The following is a 14772-nucleotide window of genomic DNA, read 5'->3' as shown; positions in this document are numbered from 1 at the left end:
ATCGAACCCAAAATCTATCTTCAATTTAACTATAACCAGCTACTTAATTGATTATTATTCATTCTTAATTCTCCTAACTCCTGACTCCTGACTCCTGACTCCTGACTCCTGACTCCTGACTCCTGACTCCTGACCCTAACAACAATTTTTGATTTTTACAAGAGGTCGAATAAAGGTGTGTTACTAGAGGCTAACACACCTAAAATCGGAAAATGATGCCGCTCAAGCTTTAAAATTCTCGCTCGGAATAAGCCTCACTATCGCGTTTAGAACCGAGTAAATCTAATTGATCGACGAGAATCACCGGTTTAGAGCGAGCTAATCCCGTGTTTTTATCATTCCAGGTATCCATTTTTAAAGAACCTTTAATCCCAATTAAACCGCCCTTTTTTACATAATTAGCGGCCACTTCCGCCGTTTTGCCCCAAATTTCCAGATCGAACCAATCCGGCTGATCGCTATTTTTAGAGCGACGATTAACCGCTAAAGTGAAGGTACATAAAACCTTGCCAGACTCGAAATACTTGGTTTCCGGGTCTCTCCCCGCTCGTCCCACCAAATGAACCAGATTTAAACTCATGGTCTTAAATCCTCAATTTAGTACAATAGTATGTTTATTTTAGCCCGAAACCTTGAACTTGACCGGTGGGCAGCCAGAAAATTAGGCCGAAGACTTGCGTAAATCTGGGGAGAAAGAAGCGATAATTAACTAGACTTGAGAAACAAAACGTAATAAAATCCAAGTCGATTCGATCGAAAGTCTAGCTATAGCAACGTTTTATAAGAACAGGAGTGAAAACAAGTGGCGGGTTTTTTTAGAGGTCTAGGCTTATCAAGGGACATAGGTATAGACTTGGGGACAGCAAACACCCTCGTTTATGTATCAGGGAAAGGTATTGTTTTAGAGGAACCATCGGTAGTGGCGATCGATCAAGATCGTAACCCGGTCGCCGTCGGGGAGGAGGCCAAAAAAATGCTCGGTCGCACTCCGGGCCATGTCACCGCTCTGCGACCCCTGCGCGATGGGGTAATCGCCGATTTTTACAGTTGCGAGATCATGTTAGCGGAATTCATCAAACGAGCGCTCGATGGCACGATTGGCAATCCCCGCATGGTAATCGGTGTTCCCAGTGGCATTACCGGCGTAGAAAGACGTGCGGTGGTGGATGCGGCCAAAAATGCCGGCTCCCGAGAAGTGGGGTTAATTGATGAACCGGTTGCGGCGGCCTTGGGTGCCGGTTTACCCGTCTCGGAAGCGACGGGTAATATGATCATCGATATCGGTGGTGGCACCACGGAAGTGGCCATTCTCAGTCTTGATGGGACCGTGATCAGCGAATCAGTCCGTGTGGCCGGGGATGAACTGACGGAAGCAGTTATCGCCTATCTGAAAAAAGTCCATAACCTGATTATCGGGGAACGCACGGCCGAAGATATTAAAATTCGCCTTGGTTCGGCTTATCCCTCCCCCGGAGATGAATTTCCTCCTCTGGAAGTGCGGGGATTGCATCTTATGTCGGGTTTACCCCGCACCGTGACGATCAAAGCGGAGGAAGTGCGGGAAAGTATGGATGAGCCACTTTCCGTGATCGTTGATGCGATCAAACGTACCCTAGAAAAAACTCCCCCCGAATTAGCGGCCGATATTATCGATCGCGGCATCATGTTAGCGGGAGGAGGTGCTTTATTACGGGGACTCGATCGCCTAGTCAGTCACGAAACCGGTATCGTTACCCATGTCGCTGAAGATCCCCTGCGCTGTGTGGTCAAAGGCACGGGAGAAGTGTTAAAAAATCAGAAACTCTTTGAGCGGATCGTTAATGAAACAACTCGCAATGTCTAAAGGTCACTAGGATCGGTTAGCGGCAAAATACACGGATTCTCACTCTACACAGCCAAGAGGTTTAAAATCGCTCATGTATTCAGCACGACGAAAATGGACACAGCAGGGATGGCGGCTTTTTCTGCTCGCTGCCGCTCTGGGGGGGGCTTGGTACATTCGCACCTATCAAAGTGGGGCGATTTTAGAATTGTATGGTTTATTAACCCGCCCTTTTCAGGGAGAGGAAACTAATCTGCAAGAGCAACTTCTGGCCGATCAACGGGTGCGAGAATTACAAAATCGTTTAAGTGAAGTCGAATATCAAAATCAACAATTAAAAAAACAGCTTGGTTATTATCAAACCCAGAAAAAACCCCTGATTTCTGCCCCAATTATTGGCCGCAGCGCCGATGATTGGTGGCAACAGGTAATTATTGGTCGGGGTAGCGCCGATGGTGTGCCAGTGGGTGCTTCGGTGACGGGAATTGGCGGTTTAGTGGGACGGATTACGGAAGTTACTCCCCACACCAGCAAAGTTTTATTGATCAGTAATTCCCAAAGTCGCATCGGAGCAACGGTGAACCGTAGTCGGGCCATGGGTTTAATTCAAGGTCAGAATTCCCAGGTCGCCACCCTGCGCTTTTTTGAAAAAGCTCCCGATGTGAAACCGGGAGATGTGGTGACAACTTCGGCTTTTAGTAGCCTTTTTTCGCCAGGGTTGCCCATCGGTCGCATAATTTCCCTTAATTTACAGGAAAATCCCGCCCCCACCGCCAAAATTGAATTTACCGCCACCGTGGACAATCTCGAATGGGTCTTCGTTCACCCGCAACCCCAGCAGTGAGAGGGTGAATTATGCTGAAATTAAGCCGTTTATCAGCCCGTTCTCGTTTTATCCTGAATATTTTAGTCACTATCGCTTCACTGCTTCTCTGTACCTTTCTTTCCTTAATGCGGCTGCCCGGTATGGAGATTTTAGGCATCGCTCCCAACTGGTTACTGATTTGGTTGGTTAGTTGGAGTCTCAATCGCTCTTGTCTCGATAGTGTGGTGGCCGGATTAGCGATCGGCGCTATTCAAGATAGTTTAACCTCTAATTATCCTTCCCATATCATGGTTTTTGGTCTGATCGGTTTCCTTACTTCCCGTTTACACCGACAACGTTATGTTAAAGAAGAATTGATCGCCGTGGTCTTAATTGTCTTTGTTATGACTTTAATCGCTGATGGTGCGCTCGCTTTTCAATACTATCTACAAGGAGGCAAAAATCTCGCTGATCTTTGGCTCGATTATCAACGCATTGGCCTCACTTCTGCTCTGCTTAGTAGTCTCTGGACTCCCCTCCTCTATTACCCTCTCCAGCAATGGTGGCGACAATTTAGCGATCTTTAAAGAGTCAGGAGTCGGTCGTCGGGAAATTATTTTTATTTATTCTCCCTGCTCCCCTCTCCCCAATTCATAATTCATAATTCATAATTCCCACTCCCTCACCCGCTCAACTAACATGAAATACAAACAAAAACTTAGTCAATTTTTTCATAATCTTGCTAATAAATTAGAAAATTCCGAGCAACCCCCTAAAGTCGATCCTATCGACTCCAAATCTGCGCCAGTTGCCCCAGAAAAGCCAGTAGAAGCCACTCCCGAAGAAAAAAAGGTTAATTTAGTCTCCCAAACCAGTAGCAAGGCTCTAGAGACATTTAAACCCTTAAAGAACAAAATTACTACCCTGATTGGCAGTTCTCCCTTACCGCAATGGCGACAACATCCCCGCTTTGGCTTGTACTTGGGATTGGGATTAGGCGTAACTGGGGGTATTTTGGGGGTAGGTTGGGGCATTTATCGTCTTGAAACCTCTCTACCGCAAAATATCGCCGATATACAAACCTATGCTCGTCCAGGCACCCTGACAATTCAAGCCGCTAATGGGGAAATCCTCAAGCAAAATGGCCCTAGTACCTACGAAACCGTGAAAATTGCCCAAGTTCCCCCACTGGTACAGGAGGCCTTTATCGCTAGTGAAGACCGCCGTTTTCGCGAACACGGGGGAGTTGATGGCCAGGGTATTGCTCGCGCTCTCTTTTCTAACCTGAGAGCCGGGGGAGTGGTGGAAGGAGGCAGCACCATCACCCAACAATTGGCCCGGATTGTCTTTTTATCCCAAGAAAGGAGCTTTGATCGCAAATTACGCGAAATGCGTATCGCTCAGAAAATAGAAGATAAATACACAAAAGACCAGATTTTAGAGCGTTATTTTCACCTAGTTTATCTCGGTTCCGGGGCCTACGGTCTGGCCGATGCCGCTTGGTTATATTTCAGTAAACCCGTCGATAAATTAACTCTAGCCGAAGCTGCCACCCTTGCCGGCATTGTTCCCGCTCCTAGTCTCTATTCTCCCCTCGAAAACCCTAAATCTGCCCTAGAACGGCGTAATATCGTCCTCAAAACTATGGCCGAGGTGGGATTTATTACTAACGCTCAAGCCGAACAAGCGATCGCATCTCCCCTGGGACTGAAAACCAGTCCCCTAAAACGTCTGCAACGGCAAGCAGCCTATTTTACCGATTATGTGGAAAAAGAACTGCCGCAACTGGTTCCCGCTAAAACCCTAGAAGCGGGGGGATTGGTGGTAAAAACTACCCTTAATCCTCGTTGGCAAAGCGAAGCGGAGGAAGTGGTAGAAAGAGCGGTTTCTCGTTATGGCAGGTGGCAGCACTTCCAACAGGCGGCTTTAGTGGCAATTGACCCCAAAAATGGGCAAATTAAGGCTATGGTCGGGGGAATTGACCACGATAAGAATCAATTCAATCGGGTCACACAGGCAAAACGTCAGCCAGGATCTACTTTTAAACCTTTTGTCTATGCGGCGGCGATTGCGGCGGGTAAATCCCCTTATTCTAATTATAAAGATGCTCAGTATGTGGTGGATGGTTATAAACCGGAAAACTACGGCGATAGGTATAGTGGCCGCGAGGTGTCCATGCGCGATGCTTTGACTTCTTCCCTGAATGTGGTGGCAGTTCAGGTGTTAGTGGCCGTCGGTTGGAATCCGGTGATTAAATTAGCTCAAGATATGGGGATCCAGTCGAAACTTTTACCCACTTATTCTTTGGCTTTGGGTGCTTCGGAAGTCAATCTTTTAGAATTGACCAGCGCCTACGGCACTTTTGCTAATAATGGTGTGCATCAACCAGTTTATGGTATTAATCAGGTACTTGATCGCAATGGTAAAGTAATTTATCAAGCCAATTTTAAACCGAAAACTGCTCTGAATCAAAACACGGCAGCGACGATGACTTGGATGCTGCAGGATGTGGTTAATTCGGGAACGGGAACCCCCGCACAAATTGGTCGTCCGGTGGCAGGAAAAACTGGCACTTCTGACAAGGCTCGCGACCTTTGGTTTGTCGGTTATATTCCCCAATTAGTCACGGGAATTTGGCTCGGTAATGACAATAATAAACCCACCAATGGAGCCAGTACCATGTCCGCTTGGATGTGGCGACAATTTATGTTAGAAGCAATCAAGGATATTCCCTATCAAGGTTTCCCAGAACCGAATTTAGGTAAACGTCCGGTGACATTAAAAGCGGAACCAATTAAACCCCGACGTACCTACTTTACCCAAACTACTAACAATCGTTTAGCCAGCAGCGATGAGGGTTCCCCCACCGAAGGACCCATCCGCAGACGGCGACGGGTTCGGGTAAGTCGTGAGCAAACTATCGTCCGTTCTAATACTAGCGAACCGAGCCAACGTCGTTCTAGTCGTCGGCGTACTACCGTTGCTCCTACCAGTGCCGCTGCTCCTAGTCCTGAAAATACGGCCCCCGCAGCAGCCGAACCGATTACCGTTCCCGTCACTGTGGCAGCTCCCGAAACTCGTTCGGTTCCCCTACCGGTAACTCCTCCCCCCGATGTGGCTCCTCCCGCACCCCCAGCAGAAAGACGCTGAATCGGCACGACAACCCTCGCAGGATTTGCGGGGGTTACAGTGCCAAAACTGCTCGGTAAAATCTTGCAAAACCATCGGATTTTTGGCGGTGAAACCGGGTAAATTGGCCGAAAGCTTGCCGCTATAATAACTTAAAAGCTTGTTTAATGCCGATGACCAGTCTTATTTCCCCCACTACCATCTCCTCAACTCGTTTAAGTCTCAGCTATCAAGTGGCTATGTCGGAACCGACTTCACACCTCTTTGAAGTCACTCTACAGATTACCGGTTGGCAAGCTCCGATTTTAAACCTAAAAATGCCGGTTTGGACCCCCGGTTCCTATCTGGTGCGGGAATACTCCCGTTTAGTCCAAGATTTTCAAGCTGTTAACCTCAAGAGTCGCAAAGTTGCTAAAAATCACTGGCAGATTGACAATGGTGACAGTTCCGAAATAACGGTCAAATATCGCGTTTTTGCCCACGATTTAAGCGTCAGAACCAACCATCTCGATGATACTCACGGTTACTTCAACGGGGCTGCTTTATTTTTCTATATCCCCGATTATCAAAAACATCCCCTCACCCTGACAATTATCCCCCCCCATGGCGATTGGCGCGTTACCACTGCCTTAAAATCTTTACCCGGACAGAAAAACACCTTTTACGTTCCCGATTTCGATACCCTAGTGGACAGTCCTGTGGAAGTGGGTATTCATCAGTTATACGATTTTGTCGTCGAGGGAAAACCCCATCAATTAGCTATCTGGGGACGGGGAAACGCTAATCCTAGTCAAATTATCGCCGATACCACTAAAATTATTCAAACCGAGTCGGCTATGTTCGGTGGACTCCCCTATGATAATTATCTCTTTTTGCTACATCTTTCGGCCAGCGGTTACGGGGGACTAGAACATAAAAATTCCTGTACCCTTAACTATGCGCGTTTGGGATTACGAGATAAGGATAAATATAATCGTTTTCTGCAATTAGTCGCCCATGAGTTCTTTCATCTCTGGAATATCAAGCGTATTCGCCCAAAAGCTTTAGAAAGCTTCGATTATGATGCAGAAAATTATACTTCTTCCCTCTGGTTTGCCGAAGGAACCACCAGTTATTACGATATAGTAATCCCTCTACGGGCGGGAATATACGATAGTAAGACTTTTTTAGAGCTTTTAAGCAAAGAAATCACCCGTTATCTCAATATACCCGGCCGTCTTGTCCAACCTCTAGGCGAATCGAGTTTCGATGCTTGGATAAAACTCTACCGACGGGATAGCAATAGCGATAATAGTCAAATTTCCTACTATCTCAAGGGGGAATTATTGTCGCTGCTTCTCGATTTACTAATTCGCACCCACACCGATAACCGTCGTTCTCTCGATGATGTTTTACGCTCGATGTGGCAACATTTCGGGAAAGAGGAGATTGGTTATACCGATGGGGAGTTGCAGGCAATTCTCGAATCTGCCGCAGGAGTGGATTTAAGCGACTTCTACCAGCGTTATATCGACGGTTTGGCAGAATTACCCTTTAATGAATATCTTGAACCTTTTGGACTCTATCTGCGGGGTGTTGGCAATGGGGAGACGATACCTTATCTGGGAATGCGGGTACAGAGTGAAGCGGGTAAAGAAATAATTAAATTTGTCGAGATGGGTTCCCCTTGCCAAAAAGCGGGAATTAATGCTGATGATGAATTATTGGCTATCGATGGATTGCGGGTGACGGCGGAACAGTTAAACGAAAGATTAAAAGACTACCGCGCAGGTGATATTATTCAGATAACAGTCTTTCATCTCGATGAATTGCGAACCCTTGCTGTTCCACTGGCCACCCCGCAGACGATTCGCTATGAAATTATCAGGGTAGAAAATCCTTCTAATAGCCAGAAACAAAATTTTTCCGCATGGGTAAATCCCGTTTAGCTCTTGGTTAAATCAACAAAAAAATGTCTATTACCGCCGAAATTCCTTTCCTTCCTCTCGCCTATTTTGAGAATAAATTTATCCCTTTTAGTGAGGCAAAATTATCTGTTGCTACCCACGCACTACACTACGGAACCGCCGCTTTTGGGGGTTTACGAGGTACTCCCGACCCTAACAATCCAGGACAGATATTATTATTTAGATTAGAACGTCATTGTCAGCGTTTAAGTCAAAGTGCTAAGTTTCTTAATTACGAGATTTCTGCTGATAAAATCTATGAAATAATTATCGATTTTGTCAAAAATAATCAGTGTAATCGACCTTTTTATATTCGTCCCCTTGTCTATAGTTCAGGGTTGGGAATTGCTCCGCGATTACATGGTATCGAGAAGGATTTTCTAGTCTATGGTCTAGAAATGGATGATTATTTAGCAGCCGATGGGGTTAACTGTCGGATTAGTTCTTGGTATCGTCAAGAAGATAGAAGTTTCCCGTTGCGAGGTAAAATTAGCGCCGCTTATATCACTTCTGCTTTAGCAAAAACGGAAGCGGTAGAATCGGGGTTTGATGAGGCAATTTTAATGAACTCTCAGGGTAAAGTCTGTGAAGCGACGGGAATGAATATTTTTATCATCAGAAATGGTCAGCTAATTACTCCTAGTTTTGACCAAGATATTCTAGAGGGGATTACTAGAGATAGTGTTTTAACTATCGCACGGGATTTGGGTATTCCGGTTATTGAAAGACCTGTAGATAAGACGGAGTTATTTATCGCTGATGAGGTGTTTTTAAGTGGCACTGCGGCGAAAATTACTCCGATTAAAAAAATTGAAACTTTTTCTTTACCTGCGGCTAAACCGATTACTTATCAGTTAAAAGAAAAGTTAAGTTCTATCGTTCTCAATCAGGAACCAAAGTATCAAGATTGGATTACTAAAGTTCCTTTATAGTTAGAGAAATTTACTTGATTTTTCCTTGAGATGCGCCATTATTTGACGCATCTCAAGGAACCCTGAAATAAACAGAATTTATCTATTTTTCGGTTTGGCTCCTTCCTGTGTTAATTGTGGCGGAGATTTGCCTGCTTATACTAAATCCAGTTATTAAAAACTGATTATTTATTCTCCGTTTTGCCTTTTGCATGAGTAGAAAACGGGTTTCTCGGAGAAACCCGTTTGGTTCTTCTCGACTTTGTGTGATAATTTTTGCTTATGAAATCGTGAAATGTTTACTGGGAAAGACTTTTAGGACTATTTTGTTAAATAAACTATCAGTATAGACCTCATTTTCACACAGAAACCAGAAGAGCCCCCGTTTTCTGTGCGTTACTCAACGGATTTAGTATTATATAGTTTCCATTTATTCTTGGGTTAAGCTGTCCTGCATTTAAACGATGTCTTGGAAATTTTATTACCAATGCTCAAACTCTCAAACTAGGGATGAATTTCTGGTATCGCTGGTCACTGAAATAGGTACAATAAACATTAGCTCGTTTTCATAGAGAACTTAGAATGACGCAAAATAATCCCCTAGAGTTGATTGAGAAGTTAGAAACAGGAATCCCCGGCTTTGATTTTCTTTCGGAAGGGGGATTACCGAAAGGAAGAGCAACTTTGATAGCGGGGACGGCAGGAAGTGCTAAAACGGTCTTTGCCTGTCAATTTCTCGCAGAAGGCATCAAAAATGGAGAAAATGGCGTTTTTGTCACCTTTGAGGAGCCACCCCACGCACTCAGAAAAAATATGGGTGGTTTTGGTTGGAATATCCGGCAGTGGGAGGAGAATCGCCAATGGGCCTTTGTTGATGCTTCCCCCCAACCGGAAGAAAAGCCGATGGTGACAGGAGAATACGACCTAGGCGCATTAATCGCTCGCATTGAGTTTGCTATCCGCAAAAATAAAGCCAAACGGGTGTCTATGGATTCTTTAGGCGCAATTTTTAGCCATTTGAGTGATAGCGCTCAAGTGAGAAGTGATCTTTTTCGTCTGGCAACCGCTTTGCGAGAATTGGAAGTAACAGCGATTATGACCGCAGAAAGAACCCAAGAATACGGCGAAATCAGTCGTTATGGGGTGGAGGAGTTTGTGGCCGATAATGTGGTGATTTTACGCAACGTTTTAACCGATGAGAAAAGAAGAAGGACGATCGAAATTTTAAAATATCGCGGAACCGATCACCAAAAAGGAGAATTTCCTTTTACAATTATTCCCAATAAAGGGGCCGTGATTATTCCTTTATCAGCTATTGAATTAGAACAAAAATCCTCGAATATTCGTATTACTTCCGGCAGTCTGGAACTCGATAGAATGTGTGGTGGTGGTTTCTTCCGCGATTCGGTTATTTTGGTTTCAGGAGCCACGGGAACAGGAAAAACCCTGATGGTGACAGAATTTATGGCCGGGGGAGTAACCAATGGGGAAAGATGTTTAATTTTTGCCTTCGAGGAAAGTCGCGAACAGTTATTTAGAAATGCTACTGGTTGGGGGGTGGATTATGACCGCATGGAAAAGGAAGGTAAATTAAAGGTAGTCTGTCGTTATCCCGAAACTACGGGTTTAGAAAATCATTTAATTATGATGAAGGAAATTATCGAGGAGTTTCAACCTAATCGAGTGGCAGTAGATAGTTTATCTGCTTTAGAAAGGGTCTCTAATCTGAAAGGATTTCGGGAATTTATTATCGGTTTGACTTCTTTTATTAAGCAAAAAGAGGTAGGAGGATTATTTACTTCCACCACTCCCACTTTATTAGGTGGTTCCTCGATTACAGAAGCACATATTTCTACAATTACTGATTCAATTATTCTGCTGCGTTATGTTGAAATGTATGGAGAAATGCGCCGCGGTATCACTGTTTTAAAAATGCGCGGTTCTATGCACGATAAGGATATTCGTGAGTTTTCGATCGATCATCAAGGTATGCACATCGGTCAACCTTTCCGCAATGTTACCGGAATTCTGGCCGGAACTCCTATGTACACAGCACAAACAGAAGTAGAACGTTTGAGTGGATTATTTGAGGATCGTAGTTAAAATATAGCTGCATTTGCTAATCGCACATCGGCTGTTAGCTTTTTTCTCCCTATCTCCTTCTTGCTTTCTTGATATGTCTAAAAACTTTTGCTTTATTTTTCTAGGTCTTTTACTGATAAATAATCTACATTTATCAGCCTTGGCAGAAACAGTTTTACAAAGAATTGCTCGCACAGGAGAATTAAAAGCGGCAGCCAGAAAAGATGCTGTTCCCTTTAGTTATATCGATGAGAAAACTGGACAATGGACAGGTTACGGAGTGGAATTAATGCGCTTAGTCCAACGTCGATTAGCACAAGAATTGGGTAAACCGATTACAATAACCTTTACAGAAGCGACGACTAATAATCGTTTTCAGCAAGTGGAACAGGGACAAGTAGATTTATCCTGTAATGCGGCAACAATTACGGAAGAAAGACTAGAAAGGGTTAATTTTTCTATTCCCTATTTTATGACAGGAGCGCAATTTTTAACTAAAAGGGAAAATGTTGATAAAATAGATATTAATAACACTTTAGCGGCAGTTGCGATCGCCTATATTCCCCACACCACCACCGATAGTATTATTCGTTATGTCTATCCTCTGGCTAATTGGCAAGCTGTCAGCGATCTAAGTGAGGCAGTGGCAAAATTACAAAGGGGAGAAGTAAACGCAGTGGTTAGTGATGGAATTCTTCTACTGGGGGAAATCGTTAAACAAGGACAGGATCCGCGACAATTTGTGCTACTACCCCGTCAACCGATTACCACCGAACTTTATGGCTGTATTTTACCCAAAAACGATCCCGAATGGAAAAAATTTGTTGATACTGTTGTCGGCAGCAATGATAACCAGAAACTACGAGAACAATGGTTTAATTTAGAAGAAAGTTCTTTCCCCTATAGGATTCTCAATCAACCCTAAAAATAGACTGTAGTTGCTGAAAATTAAAGGTCAGTAAATTCTTGTTTTTTTCCTTTTTCCTCGTCACTTTTTTCTGAAAAATTATGTCTTTTGTCGGTTTACATATTCACAGTGATTATAGCTTACTTGATGGTGCTTCCCAATTGCCGGCACTAATCGATCGAGCGATCGAATTAGGACAACCGGCGATCGCTTTAACCGATCATGGAGTCATGTATGGTGCGATCGAATTAATTAAAACCTGCCGTAATAAGGGAATAAAACCAATTATTGGCAACGAAATGTATGTAGTCAATGGTGATATTGAAGTCAATCTTCGCCACCGAAAATATCATCAAGTTGTTTTAGCCAAAAATACCCAAGGCTATAAAAATCTGGTTAAATTAACGAGTATTTCTAATCTGAAAGGTATTCAGGGTAAAGGGATTTTTGCTCGTCCTTGTATTAATAAAGATTTACTCCAACAATACCACGAAGGATTGATAGTTACCAGTGCTTGCTTGGGTGGAGAGATTCCCCAAGCGATTTTAGCTAATAACAGGAAACTGGCTAAGGAAACTGCTAAATGGTATAAAAAACTTTTTGGTGATGATTTTTACTTAGAAATTCAAGACCACGGTTCCAAAGAAGATCGGATTGTCAATGTAGAAATAGTTAAAATTGCTAAAGAATTAGGAATTAAAGTAGTTGCTACTAACGATTCTCACTTTATTTCCTGTTACGATGTAGAGGCACACGATGCCTTACTTTGTATTCAAACTGCCAAGTTAATTACTGAAGACAAACGCCTCCGTTATAGTGGCACAGAATACTTAAAATCTGCTGATGAAATGCGCTTACTTTTCCGTGATCATCTGCCAGAAGATGTGATTGAAGAAGCGATTAATAACACCTTAGAAGTAGCAGAAAAAGTCGAACCTTATAACATATTTAATGAACCAAGACTGCCTAATTATCCAGTTCCTGCGGGACATACTGCTGATAGTTATGTAGAAGAAATTGCTTGGTTAGGATTACTAGAAAGATTAAAATGTCCTTCTCGTCACGAGATTGAGCCTGTTTACAAAGAAAGGCTTGAATACGAATTAAAAATGTTACAGAAAATGGGATTTTCTACCTATTTTCTCGTGGTTTGGGACTATATAAAATATGCTAGAGATCATGATATACCCGTCGGTCCAGGACGGGGTTCTGCTGCGGGTTCTTTGGTAGCATATTCTTTAAAAATCACCAATATTGATCCCGTTCATCACGGTTTATTATTTGAGCGTTTTCTCAATCCTGAACGGAAATCTATGCCTGATATTGATACGGATTTCTGTATCGAGAGACGGGATGAAATGATCCAATACGTTACGGAAAAATACGGTGAGGCTAATGTTGCTCAAATCATTACTTTTAACCGCATGACATCAAAAGCTGTTTTAAAAGATGTGGCGCGGGTGTTAGATATTCCCTATGCCGAATCGGATAAAATGGCGAAAATGATTCCCGTTTCTCGCGGTAAACCCACACCTTTAAAAGTGATGATTTCCGATGAAACTCCCGAACCAGCGTTTAAAGAAAGATACGATACGGAACCCCATGTGCGTCATTGGTTAGATATGGCAATTCGTATCGAAGGTACTAACAAAACCTTCGGAGTTCATGCTGCGGGAGTCGTCATTTCTTCCCAACCTTTAGATGAAGTGGTTCCCCTCCAGAAAAATAATGATGGGGCGGTAATTACCCAATATTTCATGGAGGATTTAGAATCATTGGGATTGTTAAAAATGGACTTTTTAGGGTTAAGAAATTTAACCACTTTGAAAAAAACCGCCGATTTAATTAAACAAAATCAGGGCATAGATATCGATCTTGATCAATTGCCTTTAGATGAAAGAAAAGCCCTGCAAATTCGGGCTAAAGGGGAACATAAAAAACTACCTCCCGATATTCTCAAAACCCACGGATTACTAGAAGAAGGGGATTTAGAAGGTATTTTTCAGTTAGAATCGTCGGGGATGAAACAGATTGTTAAAGAGTTAAAACCATCGGGTATTGAGGACATATCTTCAATCCTAGCACTCTATCGCCCCGGTCCTTTAGATGCGGGATTAATTCCTCTCTTTATTGGCAGAAAACACGGTAGAGAACCCATTCGTTATGATCATCCTTTATTGGAACCAATTCTTAAGGAAACCTACGCAGTTTTAGTCTATCAAGAACAGATTATGAAAATGGCGCAGGATTTAGCGGGTTATTCTCTCGGAGAAGCAGATCTATTACGTCGAGCAATGGGTAAGAAAAAAGCCTCCGAAATGCAGAAACAAAGGGAGATGTTTATCGATGGTGCTGCTAAAAATGGTGTGGAAAAAAGAATCGCTGAAAATCTCTTTGAACAGATGGTAAATTTTGCCGAATATTGTCTGGGAGGTGAGACGTTAATTTTAACTGAGGAATACGGATTATTACCAATTGCTAAAATTGTGAGCGAAGAAATTAACTGCACTGTTTATAGTGTAGATAAAAATGGCTTTATCTATAGTCAACCAATCTCTCAATGGCACGAGCGAGGTTTACAAGAAGTCTTTGAATACACCCTAGAAAATGGCCAAACTATCCAAGCAACCAAAGATCATAAATTTATGACTAGCGACGGAGAAATGTTAGCCATAGATACAATATTTGAGCGAGGTTTAGATTTAAAATCCTCTGATTTTTCCTAAAAACCAAACCCCCCAATCTTGTCGGATTGAGGGGTAGGAAAGAATAATCCTGGCATCGAGCTATTGTCCCAGTCGGCAACCCGACAAGTATCTTGGCCACGGTGAAGTTTCACAACCGAGTTCGGGATGGAATCGGAGTGGTGCCATCACGTTAAAGACACCAGGAAGGGTAGAACCCTCAAGACTGCAAAAGCTAGGAAAAAAGTGGTGAAAGAAGAATCAGGTCAAGCCCTCGGTCGGTTAGTACTCCTCGACTGCACTCGTTACCGAGCTTCCATCTAGAGCCTATCAACGGGTAGTCTACCCGAGACCTTACTGGCTTAATGCCATGAGAGCAATCATCTGGAGGTGGGCTTCCCACTTAGATGCTTTCAGCGGTTATCCGCTCCGCACATGGCTACCCTGCGTTTACCGTTGGCACGATAACAGGTACACCAGCGGTGC

Annotated in this window: 10 protein-coding genes and 2 rRNA genes; 9 read left to right on the top strand and 3 right to left on the bottom strand. The window is 43.5% G+C overall.

Annotated elements, in window-relative coordinates:
• Positions 1–229: 229 nt before the first annotated feature.
• Positions 230–580 carry a single-stranded DNA-binding protein gene (locus N0824_RS13870; RefSeq protein ID WP_008202758.1) on the bottom strand — a complete coding sequence of 117 codons (351 nt, stop codon included), beginning with the start codon at positions 578–580 and terminating at the stop codon, positions 230–232.
• A 222-nt stretch (positions 581–802) separates the two neighbouring features.
• On the opposite strand from N0824_RS13870, the gene N0824_RS13865 reads away from it, so the two are divergent.
• From N0824_RS13865 to N0824_RS13825, 9 genes are all read left to right on the top strand, one after another.
• Entirely contained in the window at positions 803–1843 is a 1041-nt protein-coding gene (locus N0824_RS13865) for a rod shape-determining protein (protein ID WP_046660454.1), read from the top strand.
• A 73-nt stretch (positions 1844–1916) separates the two neighbouring features.
• Complete coding sequence (gene mreC / locus N0824_RS13860; RefSeq protein WP_108937174.1) at positions 1917–2666, top strand: rod shape-determining protein MreC; 750 nt, start codon at positions 1917–1919, stop codon at positions 2664–2666.
• An 11-nt stretch (positions 2667–2677) separates the two neighbouring features.
• Positions 2678–3214 carry a rod shape-determining protein MreD gene (mreD, locus tag N0824_RS13855; protein ID WP_108937173.1) on the top strand — a complete coding sequence of 179 codons (537 nt, stop codon included), beginning with the start codon at positions 2678–2680 and terminating at the stop codon, positions 3212–3214.
• A 112-nt stretch (positions 3215–3326) separates the two neighbouring features.
• Entirely contained in the window at positions 3327–5777 is a 2451-nt protein-coding gene (locus N0824_RS13850) for a transglycosylase domain-containing protein (protein ID WP_108937172.1), read from the top strand.
• Positions 5778–5923: 146 nt separating this feature from the next.
• A complete protein-coding gene (locus N0824_RS13845) occupies positions 5924–7684 on the top strand; it encodes a M61 family metallopeptidase (RefSeq protein WP_108937171.1) in 1761 nt (586 codons plus the stop codon).
• A 23-nt stretch (positions 7685–7707) separates the two neighbouring features.
• Entirely contained in the window at positions 7708–8634 is a 927-nt protein-coding gene (locus N0824_RS13840) for a branched-chain amino acid transaminase (RefSeq protein WP_108937170.1), read from the top strand.
• 561 nt (positions 8635–9195) lie between these two features.
• Positions 9196–10716 carry a circadian clock protein KaiC gene (gene kaiC, locus N0824_RS13835; protein ID WP_002744832.1) on the top strand — a complete coding sequence of 507 codons (1521 nt, stop codon included), beginning with the start codon at positions 9196–9198 and terminating at the stop codon, positions 10714–10716.
• A 73-nt stretch (positions 10717–10789) separates the two neighbouring features.
• The gene (locus tag N0824_RS13830; RefSeq protein WP_108937169.1) at positions 10790–11620 is read left to right on the top strand and encodes an amino acid ABC transporter substrate-binding protein; all 831 of its coding nucleotides are present in this window, start codon (positions 10790–10792) and stop codon (positions 11618–11620) included.
• A gap of 83 nt (positions 11621–11703) precedes the next feature.
• A complete protein-coding gene (locus N0824_RS13825; RefSeq protein WP_108937168.1) occupies positions 11704–14328 on the top strand; it encodes a DNA polymerase III subunit alpha in 2625 nt (874 codons plus the stop codon).
• A gap of 47 nt (positions 14329–14375) precedes the next feature.
• Here the strand turns inward: N0824_RS13825 and rrf are convergent.
• Together rrf and N0824_RS13815 are read right to left on the bottom strand one after the other, a co-directional pair.
• Positions 14376–14493: ribosomal RNA gene (gene rrf / locus N0824_RS13820) — 5S ribosomal RNA — on the bottom strand.
• Positions 14494–14548: 55 nt separating this feature from the next.
• Positions 14549–14772 (bottom strand): 23S ribosomal RNA (locus N0824_RS13815); the annotation flags it as partial.

This window comes from Microcystis sp. 0824 (assembly GCF_003112475.1).
Taxonomy (GTDB): Bacteria; Cyanobacteriota; Cyanobacteriia; order Cyanobacteriales; family Microcystaceae; genus Microcystis; species Microcystis aeruginosa_C.
The sequence above is the reverse complement of the archived record's forward strand: the minus strand, read 5'-3'. Positions and strand labels throughout refer to the sequence as shown.